The organism is Mesorhizobium sp. AR10, assembly GCF_024746795.1.
Classification (GTDB): Bacteria; Pseudomonadota; Alphaproteobacteria; order Rhizobiales; family Rhizobiaceae; genus Mesorhizobium.
In genome coordinates this window covers 2,162,117-2,180,156 of sequence record NZ_CP080524.1, presented here as the reverse complement: position 1 = coordinate 2,180,156, position 18,040 = coordinate 2,162,117, and the positions used below count along the sequence as shown (strand labels likewise).

The 18,040-nt window shown below is 63.9% G+C and carries 18 protein-coding genes; 10 read left to right on the top strand and 8 right to left on the bottom strand.

Annotated features, from left to right (window positions below):
• Nucleotides 1-14: 14 nt before the first annotated feature.
• Genes LHFGNBLO_RS14070 through LHFGNBLO_RS14050 form a run of 5 tightly spaced genes read right to left on the bottom strand, consistent with a single transcriptional unit; the run spans nt 15 to nt 5,565 of the window.
• Complete coding sequence (locus tag LHFGNBLO_RS14070) at nt 15-599, bottom strand: sarcosine oxidase subunit gamma (RefSeq protein WP_258608275.1); 585 nt, start codon at nt 597-599, stop codon at nt 15-17.
• Nucleotides 592-3,585: a sarcosine oxidase subunit alpha gene (locus tag LHFGNBLO_RS14065; RefSeq protein WP_258608273.1), complete on the bottom strand. Its 2,994-nt coding sequence runs from the start codon at nt 3,583-3,585 to the stop codon at nt 592-594. The genes LHFGNBLO_RS14070 and LHFGNBLO_RS14065 overlap by 8 nt, the downstream gene beginning before the upstream one ends.
• Nucleotides 3,582-3,878 carry a sarcosine oxidase subunit delta gene (locus LHFGNBLO_RS14060; protein ID WP_258608271.1) on the bottom strand — a complete coding sequence of 99 codons (297 nt, stop codon included), beginning with the start codon at nt 3,876-3,878 and terminating at the stop codon, nt 3,582-3,584. The genes LHFGNBLO_RS14065 and LHFGNBLO_RS14060 overlap by 4 nt, the downstream gene beginning before the upstream one ends.
• 11 nt (nt 3,879-3,889) lie before the next feature.
• The gene (locus LHFGNBLO_RS14055; RefSeq protein WP_258608269.1) at nt 3,890-4,312 is read right to left on the bottom strand and encodes a hypothetical protein; all 423 of its coding nucleotides are present in this window, start codon (nt 4,310-4,312) and stop codon (nt 3,890-3,892) included.
• The gene (locus LHFGNBLO_RS14050; protein ID WP_258608266.1) at nt 4,312-5,565 is read right to left on the bottom strand and encodes a sarcosine oxidase subunit beta; all 1,254 of its coding nucleotides are present in this window, start codon (nt 5,563-5,565) and stop codon (nt 4,312-4,314) included. Before LHFGNBLO_RS14050 ends, LHFGNBLO_RS14055 begins: the two co-directional genes overlap by 1 nt.
• Before the next feature lie 236 nt (nt 5,566-5,801).
• On the opposite strand from LHFGNBLO_RS14050, the gene LHFGNBLO_RS14045 reads away from it, so the two are divergent.
• From LHFGNBLO_RS14045 to LHFGNBLO_RS14015, 7 genes are all read left to right on the top strand, one after another.
• Entirely contained in the window at nt 5,802-6,572 is a 771-nt protein-coding gene (locus tag LHFGNBLO_RS14045) for an SDR family oxidoreductase (protein ID WP_258608263.1), read from the top strand.
• 110 nt (nt 6,573-6,682) lie between these two features.
• Nucleotides 6,683-7,069 (top strand): SET domain-containing protein, encoded by a 387-nt coding sequence (locus LHFGNBLO_RS14040; RefSeq protein WP_258608261.1) that lies wholly within the window; start codon nt 6,683-6,685, stop codon nt 7,067-7,069.
• 178 nt (nt 7,070-7,247) lie between these two features.
• Complete coding sequence (rpsU, locus tag LHFGNBLO_RS14035) at nt 7,248-7,526, top strand: 30S ribosomal protein S21 (RefSeq protein WP_023810129.1); 279 nt, start codon at nt 7,248-7,250, stop codon at nt 7,524-7,526.
• A 188-nt stretch (nt 7,527-7,714) separates the two neighbouring features.
• The gene (locus LHFGNBLO_RS14030) at nt 7,715-8,566 is read left to right on the top strand and encodes a tetratricopeptide repeat protein (protein WP_258608256.1); all 852 of its coding nucleotides are present in this window, start codon (nt 7,715-7,717) and stop codon (nt 8,564-8,566) included.
• Between the two features lie 303 nt (nt 8,567-8,869).
• Nucleotides 8,870-9,343 (top strand): DUF992 domain-containing protein, encoded by a 474-nt coding sequence (locus LHFGNBLO_RS14025; protein WP_258608255.1) that lies wholly within the window; start codon nt 8,870-8,872, stop codon nt 9,341-9,343.
• A 75-nt stretch (nt 9,344-9,418) separates the two neighbouring features.
• Nucleotides 9,419-9,901: a DUF992 domain-containing protein gene (locus LHFGNBLO_RS14020; RefSeq protein WP_258608251.1), complete on the top strand. Its 483-nt coding sequence runs from the start codon at nt 9,419-9,421 to the stop codon at nt 9,899-9,901.
• A gap of 146 nt (nt 9,902-10,047) precedes the next feature.
• Nucleotides 10,048-11,484, top strand: coding sequence for an MFS transporter (locus LHFGNBLO_RS14015; RefSeq protein ID WP_258608250.1), 1,437 nt, complete (start codon nt 10,048-10,050; stop codon nt 11,482-11,484).
• A gap of 69 nt (nt 11,485-11,553) precedes the next feature.
• On the opposite strand, the gene coaBC is transcribed toward LHFGNBLO_RS14015, so the two are convergent.
• The 3 genes from coaBC to ubiE all read right to left on the bottom strand — a co-directional run bounded on the left by coaBC (nt 11,554) and on the right by ubiE (nt 15,514).
• Nucleotides 11,554-13,026 (bottom strand): bifunctional phosphopantothenoylcysteine decarboxylase/phosphopantothenate--cysteine ligase CoaBC, encoded by a 1,473-nt coding sequence (coaBC, locus tag LHFGNBLO_RS14010; protein WP_258608249.1) that lies wholly within the window; start codon nt 13,024-13,026, stop codon nt 11,554-11,556.
• Between the two features lie 66 nt (nt 13,027-13,092).
• Nucleotides 13,093-14,667: a 2-polyprenylphenol 6-hydroxylase gene (gene ubiB / locus LHFGNBLO_RS14005; protein WP_258608248.1), complete on the bottom strand. Its 1,575-nt coding sequence runs from the start codon at nt 14,665-14,667 to the stop codon at nt 13,093-13,095.
• Between the two features lie 70 nt (nt 14,668-14,737).
• Complete coding sequence (gene ubiE, locus LHFGNBLO_RS14000; protein WP_258608247.1) at nt 14,738-15,514, bottom strand: bifunctional demethylmenaquinone methyltransferase/2-methoxy-6-polyprenyl-1,4-benzoquinol methylase UbiE; 777 nt, start codon at nt 15,512-15,514, stop codon at nt 14,738-14,740.
• 147 nt (nt 15,515-15,661) lie between these two features.
• Here ubiE and LHFGNBLO_RS13995 point away from each other — a divergent pair, with 147 nt between their 5' ends.
• From LHFGNBLO_RS13995 to LHFGNBLO_RS13985, 3 genes are all read left to right on the top strand, one after another.
• Entirely contained in the window at nt 15,662-16,636 is a 975-nt protein-coding gene (locus tag LHFGNBLO_RS13995; protein WP_258608246.1) for an adenosine deaminase, read from the top strand.
• Nucleotides 16,637-16,736: 100 nt separating this feature from the next.
• Nucleotides 16,737-17,366: a uracil phosphoribosyltransferase gene (gene upp / locus LHFGNBLO_RS13990; protein WP_095084682.1), complete on the top strand. Its 630-nt coding sequence runs from the start codon at nt 16,737-16,739 to the stop codon at nt 17,364-17,366.
• A gap of 107 nt (nt 17,367-17,473) precedes the next feature.
• Nucleotides 17,474-18,037 carry a TIGR02281 family clan AA aspartic protease gene (locus LHFGNBLO_RS13985; protein WP_258608244.1) on the top strand — a complete coding sequence of 188 codons (564 nt, stop codon included), beginning with the start codon at nt 17,474-17,476 and terminating at the stop codon, nt 18,035-18,037.
• Nucleotides 18,038-18,040: the final 3 nt, after the last annotated feature.

Genomic DNA, 18,040 nt, shown 5'->3' with positions numbered 1-18,040 from the left:
GCAAACGTTCCCGGTCAGGCCGCGGCGTCGACTGCCGCCTCCGACAGGAAAGTAAAGACATAATCGGAGAACGAGCGCCAGCATTCGACCCGGAAGGCGTCGGCAGCTGTGCGCAGCAGCACGATCTCGACCTTGCCCAGAATGGTGCGCGAGCACGCGCCCACCGGAAAAGCCTCGAGCGACAGATCCTGCGGGCAGCCGGCATTCACTGCGGCAGCGGCGGCCGGGCCGACGACCGATATGGCGATATTGCGATGCGAGACACCGACCGCCGAATGCAGCGCGGTCACCTCAGCACAATCGATGAGCGGGTCTTTCCCTCCCTCGTCGGCGACCAGCCATTCGTCGGGCCCAAGCCACAAGGCCGTGCGCCCGGCCTTTGTCGCCGATGTCTTCGGCTTCTGCGGCAGGCCCAGGCCCAGCGCTTTCGACAGCGCCGCGACAGAGGCTTCCGGCGCGCGCAGCGAAATGCGCTCCGCCGGCGGCAGCACTGCGAGCTTGACGCCGGTGGCGGAAAGCCCCTGACCAGCGAGCGCCGGGAAGCGTTCAACCGACGGCGTTGCGGCAGGAATTGTTTTCTTCGCAGCAGCCTTAGCCATTGAGGCGTCCTCCCGTCTCGTCGAAGAACACCATGCCGGTGACCTCAACCTCGATCACCCCGTTCGGCATCGGCACATAGAGCGTCTCGCCCATCCGGTCGCGGCCACCGGCGACCAGCGCCAGCGCGATCGAACGCCCGCAGTTTTCCGACCAGTAGCTCGACGTGACGTGGCCGATCATTTTCATCGGGATCGCCTGCTTCGGATCCTCAACGATCTGCGCACCCTCTTCCAGCACCACTTTCGGGTCCTTGGTCTTCAGGCCGACCAGCTGCTTGCGGCCCTTGGCGACCAGATCCGGGCGCGCCATGCCCCTGATACCGACGAAATCGGTCTTCTTCTTGCCGACCGCCCAGTCGAGACCGGCGTCGTTCGGCGTCACCGTGCCGTCCGTATCCTGGCCGACGATGATGTAGCCCTTTTCGGCGCGCAGCACGTGCATCGACTCGGTGCCATAGGCGGCAGCGCCATGCTTCTGGCCTTCGGCCCACAGTGCTTCCCAGACCGCCTGGCCGTAATCGGCCGGCACGTTGACCTCGAAGCCGCGCTCACCGGTGAACGACATGCGAAACAGCCGTGTCGGCACGCCGCAGATCTTGCCTTCGCGCACCGACATATGCGGCAGCGCCTCGTCCGACATGTCGATGCCTTCGACCAGCGGCGCGATGATGTCGCGCGACTTCGGTCCCTGCACGGCGATGACCGCCCACTGCTCGGTGATCGAGGTCAGCCAGACATTGAGATGCGGGAACTCGGTCTGGAGATAGTCCTCCATGTGGTTCATGACGCGCGGCGCGCCGCCGGTCGTCGTCGTCACATGGAAACGGTCGGGCGCCAGCCTGCCGACGACGCCATCGTCATAGATGAAACCGTCTTCGCGCAGCATGATGCCGTAGCGGCAGCGGCCCGGCTCGAGCTTCTCCCATGGGTTGGTGTAGAGCAGCTCCATGAACTTCGCCGCATCCGGCCCGACCACTTCGATCTTGCCCAGCGTCGAGGCGTCGAACAGGCCAGCGGTCTTGCGTACGGTCACACACTCACGGTCGACGGCAGCGTGCATGTCCTCGCCGCCCTTGGGGAAATACCAGGCACGCTTCCACTGGCCGACATCCTCGAACACCGCGCCTTGGGCCGCCGCCCACGGATGGATCGCCGTCTTGCGGGTCGGATCGAAAAGCGGACCCCGCGCGTGGCCGATGATCGCGCCGAACGTCACCGGCGTGTAGGGCGCCCGGAACGTCGTCAGGCCGACCTGAGGGATCGGCTTGCCCAGCGTCTCGGCGGCAATCGCCAGGCCGTGCATGTTGGAGGTCTTGCCCTGGTCGGTCGCCATGCCGTTGGTGGTGAAGCGCTTGACGTGCTCGATCGAGCGCATGCCCTCGTGCACGGCCTGGCGGATGTCCTTGGCGGTGACATCGTTCTGGAAATCAACAAAGGCCTTTACCGTCGAATCCGGCCCGGCGCCGGGCGCTGCACCCAGCATGCCGCGCGACCAGCTTTCGCTGGCGTCGACCTTCGGCTTCGTACCCTTGGAGGCTTTGGCGCCCACGTCTCTCGCTGCCTTGACGCCGGCCGCATAGGCCTCGTCGATCGTCGCCGACAGCCCGTCGGTGCCGTTGCAGGCGCCGACCGAGACGCAATCCTGCGCGTAGGTACCGGGCACGAAGCGCTTGGTCTCGTCGTTGAAGGCGACCTTGCCGCGCGACTGCGAGAAAAGATGCACCGACGGCGTCCAGCCGGCCGACATCAAGATCGCGTCGACCGGAATGGTGCGTTCGCCGCCGCCATTCTTCGGCTGCACGGTCATCGACGACACGCGCAATTTGCCGCCAGCGCGGATCACCGCGCGGCCGAAATTGACCTCGATGCCGAGCGCCCTCGCCTCGTCAATCACCGGTCCGGTCGGATTGTCGCGCAGGTCGACGATGGCCGCCACGTTGACGCCGGCCTTCTTCAGGTCGATCGCCGCCGCATAGGCGGAATCATTGGCCGTATAGACGCCGACATTCCTGCCGACGGCGACGCCGTATTGGTTGAGATAGGTGCGCGCCGCCGATGCCAACATGATGCCCGGCCGGTCATTGTCGGCAAAAACCATGTGGCGCTCGATGGCGCCTGTCGCCAAGACGACGCGCCTGGCGCGGACCTGCCATAGCCGCTCGCGCGGCAAATCGCGGCCGGGGTTTTGCAGATGGTCGCTGACGCGCTCGACCAGCCCAACGAAGTTCTGCGCGTAATAGCCGAAGGCCGTGGTGCGCGGCAGCACGCGGACATTGTCCATCGCGCTGAGTTTGGCTACAGCGGCCTGCGCCCAGGCATAACCATCCTGGCCGTCGATCTTCGCGCCACTTTCGAAACGCAGGCTGCCACCGAAATCCGCCTGTTCGTCGGCAAGGATGACACGCGCGCCGGTTTCGGCGGCGGCCAGTGCGGCGGCGATGCCGGCCGCACCGCCGCCCAGCACCAGCACATCGCAATGGGCAAAACGCGCCGAGTAGTGGTCGGGATCCGGCTTGTCTGGCGCAACGCCAAGACCCGCTGCAGCGCGGATTTTGGGCTCGTAGAGGGTCTTCCACGCCGCCTTCGGCCACATGAAGGTCTTGTAGTAGAAACCGGCGGAGAACAGGGGCGAGGCGATGTCGTTGACCGCGCCGACGTCGAAGGCCAGCGATGGCCAGCGGTTCTGCGACTGTGCCGTCAGCCCGTCATAGAGTTCCTGCACGGTGGCGCGGATGTTTGGCGTTTTGCGCGCTGCGTCGCGCTCGACCTGGACCAGCGCGTTGGGCTCTTCGGCACCGGCGGACAGAAAACCGCGCGGCCGGTGATATTTGAACGAACGGCCGACCAGATGGACGCCGTTGGCAAGCAGCGCCGAGGCCAGCGTGTCGCCCTCGACGCCGGCATAGGCCTGGCCGTCGAAGCTGAAGCGGGCGGTCTTGGCCTGCTTGAGGCGCCCGGCGCCGGGAATGCGGAACGCGCCGCTCATTTGGCAACTCCCGGCAGCTTCGCAGGCTTCGGCTCGCCGGCCTTGTAGGTCATGATGAACTTGTCGGTGATGGTGTCGCGCACGGCGTTGAAGAAACGCGCGCAGCCATGCATGTGCCGCCAGCGCTCATAGATGATGCCTTTGGGGTTGGAGCGAATGAAGAAGAACTTTTCGAAGTCGTCGTCGCTCTCGCCGGCCATGTTGGCCGAACGCGCAATATGCGCCTCGCCGGCGTTGCGGAACTCGAGTTCCGGGCGCTCTTCCTCGCAATAGGGGCAGCGGATGAGAAGCATGGTGATCGTTCCTACAATTCGCCGTGGCCGACGCGGGCGCCGGCGGGTTGATCGCAAAGCCTCTGGCCCAATGTCACGAAAGGTGCGACCTGCCGGATGCGTTCCTCGACGCTTGCCGCCGGGCGGAAAAGATCGCGATAGGCCATGTTGCCGATAGTGAGCAACATTGGATCGGTCGTCACGATCACGTGGCGCGGCTGGAATGTCTGGCCGTCCTCGAGATCGGCCGGTCTGTTTTCCAGAAAGGTGACCACTTTCTGGCCGCCGCTCCAAACGCAAGCCAGCATCCCGTCGTCTACGGAAAACGGCCATCCGGTCTCGTTTTCGGCGCGGCTGATCGGCTGCAGGCGCACCTCTTCGACCGACGGGACATGAAACATCCCCTGCTCGCCAGCGAGCACCAGCGGCATTGCGACAGCCATCTGCGCCATCATCAGTGCGCCACCGCCGCCGCCGCTGCCTCGTCGATCAGGCGGCCGGTGCGGAAGCGCTCGATGGTGAAGGGCGCGTTGATGGCGTGCGGATTGTCGTTGGCGATGGTGTGGGCAAAGACATGGCCCGAGCCCGGCGTCGCCTTGAAGCCGCCTGTGCCCCAGCCGCAATTGACGTACAGGCCGGCCACCGGCGTCTTGGCCAGGATCGGCGAGCGATCAGGCGTCACGTCGACAATGCCGCCCCATGAACGCAGCATCTTCATGCGCGTGAACATCGGGAACATCTCGCAGATGGCGTCGAGCGTGTGCTGGAGGATGTGCAGGCCGCCGGTCTGAGAATAGGAGACGTACTGGTCGGTGCCGGCGCCGATGACCAGTTCGCCCTTGTCGGACTGCGAGATATAGGCGTGCACCGTGTTCGACATCACCACGCAGGGGAATACCGGCTTGACCGGCTCCGACACCAGCGCCTGCAGCGGATAGCTTTCCAGCGGCATGCGCACGCCGGCCATGTTCATGATCACCGACGAATGGCCGGCGGCAACGACACCGACCTTCTTGGCGCCAATGAAGCCGCGCGTCGTGTCGACACCCACGACCGCGCCATTCGGCGCCCGCTTGACCCCGGTGACCTCGCAATTCTGGATGATGTGGACGCCGCGGGCCGAGGCGCCGCGCGCATAGCCCCAGGCAACGGCATCGTGACGGGCGGTGCCGCCGCGGCGCTGCAGGGCCGCACCCACCACCGGATAGCGCGCCTCCCTGGAGATGTTGAGCGGCGGGCAGAATTCCTTCGCCGCTTCCGGCGTCAGCCATTCGTTGTCGATGCCGTTCAGCCGGTTGGCATGGACGTGGCGCTTCAGCACCTGGATGTCGTGGACATTGTGGGCGAGCATCATGACGCCGCGCGGCGAATACATGACGTTGTAGTTGAGCTCCTGGCTCAGCCCGTCCCACAGCTTCAGTGCGTGGTCGTAAATGCCGGCGCTTTCGTCATAGAGATAGTTGGAGCGGATGATGGTGGTGTTGCGGCCGGTGTTGCCGCCGCCGAGCCAGCCCTTTTCCAGGACCGCGACATTGGTGATGCCGTGCACCGTGGCGAGATAGTAGGCAGTCGCCAGTCCATGGCCGCCGGCGCCGACGATGATGACGTCGTATTCCTTCTTCGGCTCTGGCGAGGACCACTGTTCCTCCCAGCCCTTGTGGCCGCGCATGGCCTCGCGGGCGATGGCGAATACCGAATATTTTTTCAACGTTCTAGCCTCGCGGATTGCGGCCGGGCATCCACTCAAGCCCCGGCGCGCGAGGTGTATCACTAGCGAAACAGCGCTGCCACCCTTGCGCTGTTTGCGACGGCGCTTGCCGTTTTGTGCCGCGACGAAAATGACGCATCCGGATCCTTCGCAGGTATCGGGTGGCCCGCGCCGCCCCAGCCTGCGATCAACATCCCAATTGCCGGCAAGGTCGGCGCGAAAAAAGGATGCAGAAAATGTTCGCACTCGCCAACAAGGTCGCCATCGTCACCGGCGCTAGCTCCGGCATCGGCCGCGCCACCGCAAAGCTCTTTGCCGAACAGGGCGCCAAGATCATCGTCGCTGCCCGTCGCCAGGCCGAACTTGACGCCCTCGTCGCCGAAATCGAGGATGCCGACGGCACCGCCATCGCCCTTGCCGGCGACGTCACCGAAGAAGCCTATGCAAAGGCCCTCGTCGAGTTGGCGGTCGGCAGGTTCGGCGGGCTCGATATCGCCTTCAACAATGTCGGCGCTGTCGGCGCGATGGGGCCGATTTCGGAACTGTCGCTCAAGGGCTGGCGCGAGACGCTCGACACCAACCTGACCAGCGCCTTCCTTGGCGCAAAGTATCAGGTGCCGGCGATGGTCGATCGCGGTGGCGGATCGCTGATCTTCACCTCTACGTTTGTCGGCAACACGGTCGGCATGCCAGGCATGACCAGCTATGCCGCAAGCAAGGCCGGGCTGATCGGACTGACGCAGGTGCTTGCCGCCGAATATGGCCCGAAGGGCGTGCGGGTCAATGCGCTGATGCCGGGCGGCACGGACACGCCTGCAAGCATCACCAACGCGCCGGATGCCGGACCTGAAGTGCTGGCTTTCGTCGAAGGTCTGCATGCGCTGAAGCGCATTGCGCGGCCAGAGGAGATCGCCCGCGCGGCGCTCTTTCTGGCGTCGGATGCGTCCAGCTTCACCACCGGATCGGCGCTGTTTGCCGACGGCGGCGTCTCGATCAACCGGACGTGAAGGATTTTCGATCGGTACACACGCTCGCAAGCGACAAATGTCACCAAACCGGCCTTGCTTTTTCAATTCGATTTGGTGATTCCGTGTCTGTTCGAAGACGGGCCGGAACCATGATGCTGATCAGAACCTATATCGCTGCGAGCGCAATCGAAGGTGTCGGCGTGTTCGCCGCCGAGCCGATCGGGAAAGGGGCGTCGATCTGGCGCCTCGACCCGGATTTCGACCGGCTGATCCCGATGGAAAAATATGAGGCAGCACACCCGCACCTCAAGGAATTGCTGGACAGATATGCCTATCCAAGCCCCGACCGGCCCGGTTTCATGGTCTATGAAGTCGACAATGGCCGCTTCATGAACCATGCCGACAGGCCGAACACGGATTTTTCGCACTATGGCGGGGCCACCGCGACCCGTGACATCGCGGCGGGCGAGGAAATCACCTGCGACTACGGCGAATTCTTCGAGGGTTTCGAGCAGCTTCACCTGGCCACGGCATAGAGCATCGGGCCCAAAAGTAGAAACCAGCCGCGGTTTGGCCGCCGCCCTTCATTTCGGCTGTGGACAGCGCGACGTGATTCTGCTATCAGCCGCCACAATTCGTGGTGTAAACCGCCGCGGAGGCTAGTGGCTATGGCCGCCTGCCTGTTGATATCAAACCCGAAAGACAGGATTGCCCGTGCAGGTACTCGTCCGCGACAACAATGTTGATCAGGCGCTTCGCGCGCTCAAGAAAAAGATGCAGCGCGAAGGCATTTTCCGCGAAATGAAGATGCGCGGACACTATGAGAAGCCCTCGGAGAAGCGCGCTCGTGAAAAGGCGGAAGCCGTGCGTCGCGCCCGCAAGCTGGCCCGCAAGCGCGCCCAGCGCGAAGGCCTGTTGCCGATGACACCGCGCCCGGTGGCGGCTGGTGCCGCCGGCGGCGCAGGTGGTGCTCCGCGCCCGCCGCGGTTCTAACGCCAATTTTTCGTCCTTTTCGAAGGATACTAGAGGTGGCGCGATGCGGAATCGCCGCCACCTTTTTGTTTAGGGCAACGTGCGTCCACGTGGACGCACAAAGTACGCTCTAAACATTGCGACAACTTCGACCCGGTTCGAAGGGGGAACGGACCTGACGGCGCGGCGGCAGTGAGGACAGAGCAGAGATGAACGTAATTTCCGTGGAGCGCAAAACCGCATTGTGTGGTTTCGCCCTGACGGCAGCCCTTCTTTCCGGGTTGGCGCTTGCCGGCTGCCAGACAGCCCCGACCGGCGAATTCAACAACATCGACAAGGCGCAAGGGTCGAGCGAGAACATCTCCTCGCTGTCGGACGTGATTCAGCGCAATCCGCAGGATCCGGAAGGCTACAATGTGCGCGGCTCTGCCTATGGTCGCGGCGGCCAGTATCAGGCGGCACTGAAGGACTTCAACACAGCCATCCAGCTCAATCCGAACTTCTATCAGGCCTATTCGAACCGTGCCCTCATCCAGCGCTTCCTCGGCAACCAGCAAGCCGCGCTTGCCGACTACAACCGCTCGATCCAGATCAATTCGAACTATGATGCCGCCTATATCGGCCGCGGCAATCTCTACCGCAAGGCCGGACGGACCCAGGAAGCCTTCAACGATTTCCAGAAGGCAATCCAACTCGACACGACCGATGCGCGCGCCTACCACAATCGCGGCCTGATCTATCAGAGCCAGGGCCAGCACGCCTTCGCCATCGAGGATTTCTCGACCGCCATCTCGCTGGCGCCGGACGCCGCCGAACCCTACAACGGCCGCGGCCTCTCCTATCTGGCGATGAACGACGAGGACAACGCCTTCGCCGACTTCAACATGGCCATCAAGCTCGACGGTAAGAACGCCGAGGCCTGGTCCAACCAGGCGTTGATCTACGAGCGGCGCGGCGACAAGGTCAAGGCGTCGAAGGCCTACCGCGAAGCGGTCCATCTCGACCCAACCTACCAGCCGGCTAAGGACGGCCTCTCACGCACCTCGGGCAGCGCCAGCTGACACCCTGCCGGGGTCAGCCATTGCGGATGTAGCCCATTCCCGCGGCAGAGCCGCAGGGAAATCGCAATCTTTGCATTTCCATGGCACGGTGCTGATCGAACTGCCGGACCAGGGCCCCTTGGACAAGGTCCGGTCGGCGTGGCGCCACTGAGCGATTGCGCTAAAACAACGACGGCCTTCACCACCCCACGTTAACCGTCAAAGGCAATGCGTTAACCCTTTGCCATGTTCGCGCCTAGTTTTCAGCGGAACGCTCCGGGCCATTCAACCGTTGTTGAAAGCAATTTGTGAAAGGACCACCCCATGATCAAGAACCTCGCCTGTGCCGCCGCCCTCGCCACCACGGTTCTCGCCGCCCCTGCCAGCGCCGGCAAGCTTGAACTCGGCGTGCTCGATTGCACCATCGATGGCGGCACCGGCTATGTCGTCGTTTCCAACAAGGGTGTCTCCTGCACCTTCCGTCCCCACCATGGCGGTCCGTCCGAAGCTTATACCGGGATGATTTCCAAGCTCGGCGTCGATGTCGGCAAGACCCACCAAGGCGAACTGATATGGGCTGTCTTCGCCGCAACCCGCAACCACGATGCCGGCGATCTTGCGGGCAGCTACTATGGCGTCAACGCCGAGGCCACCGTCGTGACCGGTGGCGGCGCCAACCTTCTGGTTGGCGGATTGGACAGCGCCTTCTCGCTGCAGCCCTTGAGCGTGCAGGCGCAGACCGGCGTCAACCTGGCAGTCGCCGTGACGTCGCTGGAGCTGATCCACTCGTTCAAATAAAGACCTAAGGTCTCTCTACGCGCGGCGCGGAACCGGATACTGTTTCCGCGCCGCATGATTTTTGGGGGGATCGCCTTGCATAAGACCATCATCGCCGCCGCCATGATCGCTACCGCCTTTGCGGGACAGGCTCACGCGCAGGATCAGGGCATCGAACTCGGTACGCTCGATTGCGCCATCGGCGGTGGCACCGGCTTCATCTTCGGATCAAGCAAGGATCTGAGCTGCACCTTCACCCCAGCCGACAAGAGCTTTGCGCCGGAAGCCTATTTCGGCGCCGTCAACAAATACGGCCTCGATATAGGCACGACCAAACAGACCGTCATGCAGTGGCTGGTGCTGACGCCGCTGAAAAACATCTATGCGCCGGGCGCGCTGGCCGGTGACTATGTCGGTGCCAGCGCCGAGGTGACGGCGGCGGTCGGCGCCGGCGCCAATCTGCTGGTCGGCGGCTCCTCGCAGGCCTTCACGCTGCAGCCGCTCAGCCTGCAGACGCAGACAGGCGTCAACATCGCCATCGGCGTCAGCCAGTTCCAGCTGCGCAGCTCGGCGAATTGATCCTCTCCATATCCGTAAAAAAAAGCGCTTGAGCTCAACCGCGGTTGAGGTTTTACAAGCCAATCCCGATGGAGCGCCATGTGTCCATTTGGACGCAATGAGCGCTCCAAAACTTGGAATCGGCACATGAGAAGTCGGGGGACAGGATGACAGAGATCAGCACAAACAGGGTCGACTGGCGCGCATTGTGGGCGAGCGGCGACCTGGCGCGCTTCTGCTTCATCAGCCTCGGCATCCTGCTTCACGCCACCAACGAAACGATGGTGGCGACGGTCATGCCGGCCATGGTTGGCGACCTCGCCGGCGTGCAACTGGTCGGTTGGTCGCTGGCGATCTACGAGCTTGGCGCCATCGTCGCCGGCGCCGCGGCCGGTCGACTGGTGAGCTATGTCGCGCTGCGCACCAACATGGTCGTCGCAGCCCTGCTCTACGCGACCGGTGCGCTGATCTGCGCCACGGCACCATCCATGCCCCTGTTTCTCACCGGCCGCCTGATCGAAGGGTTCGGCGGCGGCGCGCTGGTGTCGTTGGCTTTCGTCTCGGTCGAGCGGCTGTTCCCTCGCGCCATCTGGCCACAGCTTTTCGGCGTCATGTCGGCGATCTGGGGTGTTGCCGCCTTCAGCGGACCGCTGCTCGGCGCGATCATGACCGAATTGCTGTCCTGGCGCTGGGCCTTCGGCATCTTCACGCTGGGCGGCACAGCCATGGCGCTGGCGAGCTTCATCGTGCTCGACACATCAGAGGCGACCAGGCCGCAGGCAATCATCGGCACTGCACCACTCTTCCCCTTTGCCGCGCTCGGCTGTCTCGCCGTCAGCGTGCTGCTGATCGCCACGGCGGGCGTCGACATTGCCTTGCTGCGCTCGTCCCTGCTGCTGACTCTCGGCCTGATCGGCCTTGCGCTGTTCGTCTACATCGACGCCCTGAAGCCGCGCTCGCGGCTGTTTCCGTCGCAGCTGTTCTCATGGCGCTCGCCGGTCGGTGCCGGCATGACCTTGGTTGCCGCCCTTTCAGTGGCGACCTGCTCCTTTGGAGTCTACGGACCGCTGATCCTGACCAGCCTGCACGACATTCCGATCCTGACCACCGGCTACATCATCGCCGCTGAAGCGATCGCCTGGTCGACCCTGTCCATTCTCGTCGCCAACGCACCGCCGCAGCGCGAGCGGCTGATCATTGTCGGTGGCGCGGTGATGATCGCGACTGGCATCGCCGGCTTTGCCTACACGGTGCCCATGGGTTCAATTCCGCTGATCCTGTTGTGCGCGCTGCTGCAGGGTGGCGGCTTCGGAATCGCCTGGCCCTTCGTCACGCGCGCCATCGTCGCATCGGCGAGGACCGGCGAGCAGACCATCGCGTCGGCTGCCGTGCCGACGATGCAGCGCATCGGCTATGCAGTGGGTGCAGCACTGACCGGCATCGTTGCCAATGCCAGCGGCTTTTCCGAAGGCCTGAATCGCGAGGCGGCGGCCAACGTCGCTACCTGGCTGTTCCTCGCCTTCGTGCCGCTCGCCCTTGTCGGGTGCCTCGCGGCCTTGAGGATATCAGCACCGGCTGCCCGGCCGCAGGAAGCGACAGGCTAGTGTGCATGTCGCCCAAAAGTGGGTAGCGGTTTTGGGATAACGACATGCATAAAAACAAAGGCTTAAAAGTCAGACCACCACAGTCTTGAGGCGCTCGGCGATCAAGGCGGCAAGGCGCGCCGCCACCTCGTCCTTGCTCATCTCCGGCCATTCCCCGACGCCGGTCTTCGACACGATCCGCACCCGGTTGCGGTCGCCGCCCATCACGCCCGACGACCCGACGCCGCTGTCATGCGACACATCGTTGGCGACGATGAAGTCGGCGCCCTTCTTCCTGAGCTTGGCTTCGGCGTTGCCGACAAGGTCCTGCGTCTCGGCAGCGAAGCCGACGACCAGGCCGGGCCGCATCCTGTGATGACCGACGCCGGCGAGAATGTCGGGATTCTCGACCATCTGCAGCGCCGGCGGCCCCTCGCCCGCCACCTTCTTGATCTTCTCGCCGGCGGAATTGGCGGTGCGCCAGTCGGCGACAGCCGCGACGAACACCCCGGCATCCGCTGGCAGCAATCGTTCGACTGCCTCCTTCATCTCGGCCGCGGTTTCGACATGCAGTGTGGTCACACCGGCCGGATCGGCAATATTGACCGGGCCGGAGACAAGGCGCACATCGGCGCCAAGCCTTGCCAGTGCCGCCGCGATGGCATGGCCCTGCTTGCCGGATGAACGGTTGGCGATGTAGCGCACCGGGTCGATCGGCTCATGTGTCGGCCCCGAGGTGACGATGATCCTCCTGCCCGAAAGGGGCTTCGGCTTGGTATCGAACAGTGCCTCGATTGCCGCCGTGATCTCCAGCGGCTCGGCCATCCGGCCATCGCCCACCTCGTTGCTCTCGGCCATTTCGCCCTTGGCTGGGCCGATGAATGCGATGCCGTCCTTGGCCAGCGTCGCGCGGTTGCGCCGGGTCGCCGGATGAGCCCACATTCTGGGGTTCATCGCCGGCGCCATCAAAACCGGCTTGTCGGTGGCGATGAGCACGGTGGAGGCCAGGTCATTGGCATGGCCGTTGGCAAGCTTCGCCATCAGGTCGGCAGTCGCCGGCGCCACCACCAGCAGGTCGGCCTCGCGCGATAGGCGGATGTGACCGACATCGTGCTCGTCATTGCGGTCGAACAATTCGGTGAAGACATGGTCAGCGGAAAGCGCACCGACCGACAGCGTGGTGACGAATTCCTGCGCAGCAGCGGTCATCACCACCCGCACCGCAGCGCCCCGCTCGCGCAGCCGGCGGATCAGGTCCAACGCCTTGTAGGCGGCGATACCACCGCCGATGATCAGCAGGATGCGCTTGCCGGAGAGTGTGCCGTGCGGCGAGACCTTGCTCGATACGGGGGCAATTTGCATCGCCGGATCGCGTGAGCTCGACAGTTCGCGCAGCGTTTTCTCGATCTGGTCGATGCGGCCAACCGGGCCAAGCTGGCCTTCGACCGCGGCGCGGATCATCACCCTCGCCTGCTCTTCCATCGAGCGGTCGTTCTCTGCCGCCAGTTGGCGCAGCAGATCCTTGACCTCGTCATCGAGATTGCGAATGGTGATGCTTGCCATATGATTGCACTTCGTCCGACATTGCCGAGTGCAATGATAGCAATGCAATCAATTCAAGGCAAGAAATCAGAAAATTCGCCAGGCGATATAGAGCAGCGTCAGCGCGATCACCCACAGCGCCAGCCGTCCCGAGCGGGTGTAGCGCGCCTCGGCCTTGCCGATCGCACGTGCGGTTGTCTCGTCGAAGCGCAGCCCGTGCTCGGCCATCAGGTCGATCTCGCGCGACAGCCGCTCGGTACGGGCGGCAAGCTCCGGCGCCTGGCGAACCAGCGCCAGCATCGCCTTGGCGCCGTCGCGCACATCGACCAGCAGGCCGCGCGGGCCGAGATTGCCGGCGATCCAGTCGCCGACCACCGGCTCGGCCGTCTTCCACATGTTGAAGGCCGGGTCGAGCGTGCGGGCGACGCCTTCGACCACGACCATGGTCTTCTGCAGCAGGATCAATTCCGGCCGCGTCGCCATGTCGAAGAGTTCCGTGACCTCGAACAGAAGCGTCAGCAGCTTGGCCATCGAGATGGTCTCGGCCGGCTGGCCATGGATGGGCTCGCCGATGGCGCGGATCGCCTGCGCAAACGCCGCGACATTGTGCTGGCGCGGCACATAGCCGGCCTCGAAATGCACTTCGGCGACGCGCAGATAGTCGCGGGTGATGAAGCCGTAGAGAATCTCGGCGAGGAACCGGCGCTCCTTCTTGCCGAGCCGGCCGGCAATGCCGAGATCGACGGCGACGATGGTGCCGTCGGCCTCGACGAACAGGTTTCCCGGATGCATGTCGGCATGGAAGAAGCCGTCGCGCAGCGTGTGGCGCAGAAACGACTGGATGAGGTTGGCGGCGATCGCCTTGAGATCGTGGCCGGCGGCTGCAAGTCCGGCAATGTCGTTCATCTTGACGCCGTCGACCCACTCCATGGTCAGCACGTCGCGGCCGGTACGCTCCCAGTCGACCGACGGCACCCGAAAGCCGAGATCGTCCTTGGTGTTCTCGCCGAGTTCGGAAAGCGCTGCTGCTTCGAGCCGCAAATCCATCTCGATCTTGGTGGTCTGGGCGAGCGTCTCGGTCACCTCGACCGGCCGCAGGCGGCGCGACGACGGGATGTACTTCTCCTGCAGGCGGGCGGCGAGGAAATAGCTTTCGAGATCGTGGAAGAAGCGGCGACGCACACCCGGCCGGATGACCTTCACCGCCACCCGGGTGGCGACACCGTTCTGCAGGGTTTCGGCGGTGTGGACCTGGGCGATCGAGGCGGCGGCGACGGCATCACCGAACCCGACGTAGAGCTCGCCGACCTTGCGCCCGAGCGAGGCTTCGATCGCAGCCACGGCCTCGGCCTGCGGAAACGTATGCATCTTGTCTTGCAGCATGGCGAGGTCGAGCGCCATGTCGTTGCCGACGACATCGGGCCGCGTCGCCAGGAACTGGCCGAGCTTGACGTAGGACGGGCCGAGCCGGACAACCGCCTTGGCCAGCCGGTCGCCACGCTCATAGGCAAGCGCGCGGCGGCGGGTGAACATCCGGGCCACGCGCCAGCCGAATTTCGGCAGGCCGGAAAGTTCGTCGCCCGGCAAGGCGGCGATGACGCCCTCGCGGACCAGCACCCAGCCGGCCCGTGCGAGCCGAAAAGCAGCGCCGAAATTGCTCATGGCCGCACTTGCTCCGCCGATTTCCGAGACCGGCGCTGGGCACATCGAGTATGAAAAATATGGGCCAGCCTCAAAGCTTCCAGCCCGAATGAAGAGCGGCGATGCCGGCCGAATAGTTGCGGAAAGAGGCGCGATCGAAGCCCGCGCGGGTGATCATGGAAGCAAAATTCACCTGGTTGGGAAATTTGCGGATCGATTCGACCAGATAGGAATAGGGCTCGCCGTCGCCGGTGACCGCCTTGCCGATCCTGGGGATGGCGTTGAACGACCATGCTTCATAGAGCTTGTCGAGCAACGGCATGTCGACCTCGGAAAACTCAAGGCAGAGGAACCGCCCGCCGGGTTTCAGCACGCGATAGGCTTCTGAGAGCGCCACATCGATGCGCGGCACGTTGCGAATGCCGAAAGCGATGGTGTAGGCGTCGAACGTGGCATCTGCGAATGGCAGCTCCTCGGCATTGGCCTCGACGAAATCGGTGTTTGCCGACAGGCCTTTTTTCTCGGCCCGGTCGCGGCCAACGGCGAGCATCGAGCCGTTGATGTCGAGAACGGTGGCATGGGCATTGCCATGGCTCTTCTCGACGATGCGGAAGGCCACGTCGCCGGTGCCGCCGGCAACGTCGAGAACCTTCCAGCCCGGTCGCTTCGGCGGATTGAGCCATGTGACCATGGCGTCCTTCCAGAGCCGATGCAGGCCAGCCGACATCAGATCATTCATCAGATCGTAGCGGTTCGCCACCTTGTGGAAAACGTCGTTGACCAGGGACTGCTTGTCGCCTGCCCCTACATGCTTGAAACCATAGGAGGTTTCCATGCCGCCCGCGGCTGTGGTTCTTTCAACTGACATTATTTTGATCCGTCATAAAACCGGCGGGACCATAGCCGATCGATGGTGCGGGCGCTATTGTTTAAGGCGCGGTGTTCGGCCGCGCTTCCCGGTCGTGGAACCATGCCTATGGGGCCACGACCTGGACCGACCTGACGGGATGATTGAATGGCCTTGAAAGCGGAACTGCACTGCCACATCGAAGGGGCAGCGGCGCCCGAACTCGTCATCCGCCAGGCGCAGAAATACGGCAAGGACACCTCGCCCTATATTCAGAACGGCTCATTCGTCTGGCACGATTTCACGTCCTTCCTCGCCGCCTATGATTTCTCCTCCGACCTGTTCCGCTCCGAAGAGGACTATGCGCGGTTGGCCGATCACTATTTGACCAGTCTCGCCCGCGACGGCGCCATCTATTCCGAGGTCTTCACCTCGCCCGACCACGCCAAGAAGGCCGGCCTGTCGCCCAAGGCCTATACCGACGCACTCGGCGAGGGCATGGCGCGGGCCAAGGCCAAGACCGGCATCGAGGGACGCATGATCGTCACCGGCGTGCGCCATGTCGGCGTCGAATCGATCGAGCAGGCGGCGCGCTTCGCAGCCCGCTGCGGGCACCCGCTGGTGACCGGCTTCGGCGTTGCCGGCGACGAGCGCATGGGCGACTTCGAGGACTATGTCAGGGCCTTCGAGATCGCCCGCGAGGCTGGCCTCGGCATCACCATCCATGCCGGCGAACTGATGGGCTGGGAGAGCGTCAAGGCGGCACTCGACCATATCCGTCCTTCCCGCATCGGCCACGGCGTGCGCGCCATCGAGAACCCCGACCTTGTGCGGCGCATCGCCGACGAGGGCATCGTGCTCGAATGCTGCCCCGGCTCCAACATCGCGCTTGGGGTATTCGACAGTTTCGCCGATCACCCCTTTCCGGCATTGAAAGCAGCCGGCTGCAAGGTGACGCTCAACTCCGACGACCCGCCCTATTTCTGGACCTCGCTGAAGCGCGAATACGACATCGCCGCCGAGCATTTTGCGATGGACGACAAGGCGCTGGCCGCCGTCACCAGAACCGCCATCGAAGCCGCCTTCGTCGACAGGAAGACCAAAACCGCGCTTCTCGCCCGCCTCAACGGCGCCGCGCGCTGATTTCTCCCGACAAAACTGTGGCCGGCGCTGCGAGGCGGTTCCTTGGCCGGCGCATTGTCGCTAGGGTCGTTCGAGCAGCCGGAATTTCAGGAGAACACCCATGCAGGGCGTCACAGTCGTCGACCACCCGCTTGTCCAGCACAAGCTGACCATCATGCGCAAAAAGGAAACCTCGACCGCCGGCTTCCGGCGGTTGCTGCGCGAGATCTCGCTGCTGCTTGGCTACGAGGTTACCCGCAACCTCGAACTGACGACGACGACGATCGAAACGCCGATCGAAACCATGGAGGCACCGACGCTGGAAGGCAAGAAGCTGGTCTTTGCCTCGGTGCTGCGCGCCGGCAACGGCTTGCTCGAAGGCCTGCTCGATCTGGTGCCGGCGGCGCGCGTCGCCCATATCGGCCTCTACCGCGACCATGAAACGCTGGAAGCGGTCGAGTATTTCTTCAAGGCGCCGAGCGATCTTGCCGACCGGCTGGTGATCGTCGTCGATCCGATGCTGGCCACCGCCAATTCGGCGATCGCGGCGATCGACAAGCTGAAAGGGCGCGGCGCCACCAACATCCGCTTCCTGTGCCTGTTGGCGGCACCCGAGGGCATCGAGCGCTTCACCAAGGCGCATCCGGATGTTCCCGTCTTCACCGCCTCCATCGACCGCCAGCTCAACGAGAAAGGCTACATCATGCCCGGCCTCGGCGATGCCGGCGACCGCATGTATGGGACAAAATAATCGTGACGGCCGTTTACCGGTCGTTTACGCAAAGGCGCGGTTTCGGCGCGCGTTAAAGCGGCAAACACCATGTCGGGATTAGGGTCTGCGCTCACGAAGGCCGACCCATGCTGCGCACAGTTCTCGTCTTTTGCGTGATTGCCGGAACATCGGTACTGATCCCGATCGCCTATCAGTCGAATCCGCAAATGTTCGACGGCCTGCTGCAATCGGCAATTGGGGCCAAGCCTGCGACTGAGACGCAAGCCGAACTTCAGCTGGTCGCGGTCCCCGACAAGCCACCGATGGCGCAGCCGCTCGGCCGCAAGGTTCTGGTTGCAGCCGACGAGCGCGGGCACTTCACGACTTCGCTCAAGCTCAACGGCCGTCAGGTCGACGGCCTGATCGACACCGGCGCCACGCTGGTCGCCATCAACACGTCGACGGCACGCAGGATCGGCCTCTCGCTGAACCAGTCGGATTTCCGCCACGAGGTCAACACCGCCAACGGCGCGATCAAGGCGGCCGTGGTGACCATCGATCGTCTGCAGATCGGCAAGATCACGGTCGAGGACGTCCAGGCCGTCGTGCTCGACGACAAGGCGCTGCGCGCCAACCTGATCGGCATGAGCTTTCTGCAGCGGCTTCAAAAATACCAGGTCGAGAACGGCACGCTGCTGCTCGTCCAGTAGAAA

Coding starts and splice junctions, on each gene's coding strand:
- ubiB (WP_258608248.1), bottom strand. CDS start 14,667: ATGAGCAATTTCGGCGCTGCTTTTCGGCTCGCACGGGCCGGCTGGGTG.
- LHFGNBLO_RS14055 (WP_258608269.1), bottom strand. CDS start 4,312: ATGATGGCGCAGATGGCTGTCGCAATGCCGCTGGTGCTCGCTGGCGAG.
- coaBC (WP_258608249.1), bottom strand. CDS start 13,026: ATGGCAAGCATCACCATTCGCAATCTCGATGACGAGGTCAAGGATCTG.
- LHFGNBLO_RS14070 (WP_258608275.1), bottom strand. CDS start 599: ATGGCTAAGGCTGCTGCGAAGAAAACAATTCCTGCCGCAACGCCGTCG.
- LHFGNBLO_RS14045 (WP_258608263.1), top strand. CDS start 5,802: ATGTTCGCACTCGCCAACAAGGTCGCCATCGTCACCGGCGCTAGCTCC.
- ubiE (WP_258608247.1), bottom strand. CDS start 15,514: ATGTCAGTTGAAAGAACCACAGCCGCGGGCGGCATGGAAACCTCCTAT.
- LHFGNBLO_RS14030 (WP_258608256.1), top strand. CDS start 7,715: ATGAACGTAATTTCCGTGGAGCGCAAAACCGCATTGTGTGGTTTCGCC.
- LHFGNBLO_RS14025 (WP_258608255.1), top strand. CDS start 8,870: ATGATCAAGAACCTCGCCTGTGCCGCCGCCCTCGCCACCACGGTTCTC.
- LHFGNBLO_RS14065 (WP_258608273.1), bottom strand. CDS start 3,585: ATGAGCGGCGCGTTCCGCATTCCCGGCGCCGGGCGCCTCAAGCAGGCC.
- LHFGNBLO_RS14015 (WP_258608250.1), top strand. CDS start 10,048: ATGACAGAGATCAGCACAAACAGGGTCGACTGGCGCGCATTGTGGGCG.
- LHFGNBLO_RS14040 (WP_258608261.1), top strand. CDS start 6,683: ATGATGCTGATCAGAACCTATATCGCTGCGAGCGCAATCGAAGGTGTC.
- upp (WP_095084682.1), top strand. CDS start 16,737: ATGCAGGGCGTCACAGTCGTCGACCACCCGCTTGTCCAGCACAAGCTG.
- LHFGNBLO_RS13995 (WP_258608246.1), top strand. CDS start 15,662: ATGGCCTTGAAAGCGGAACTGCACTGCCACATCGAAGGGGCAGCGGCG.
- LHFGNBLO_RS13985 (WP_258608244.1), top strand. CDS start 17,474: ATGCTGCGCACAGTTCTCGTCTTTTGCGTGATTGCCGGAACATCGGTA.
- LHFGNBLO_RS14060 (WP_258608271.1), bottom strand. CDS start 3,878: ATGCTTCTCATCCGCTGCCCCTATTGCGAGGAAGAGCGCCCGGAACTC.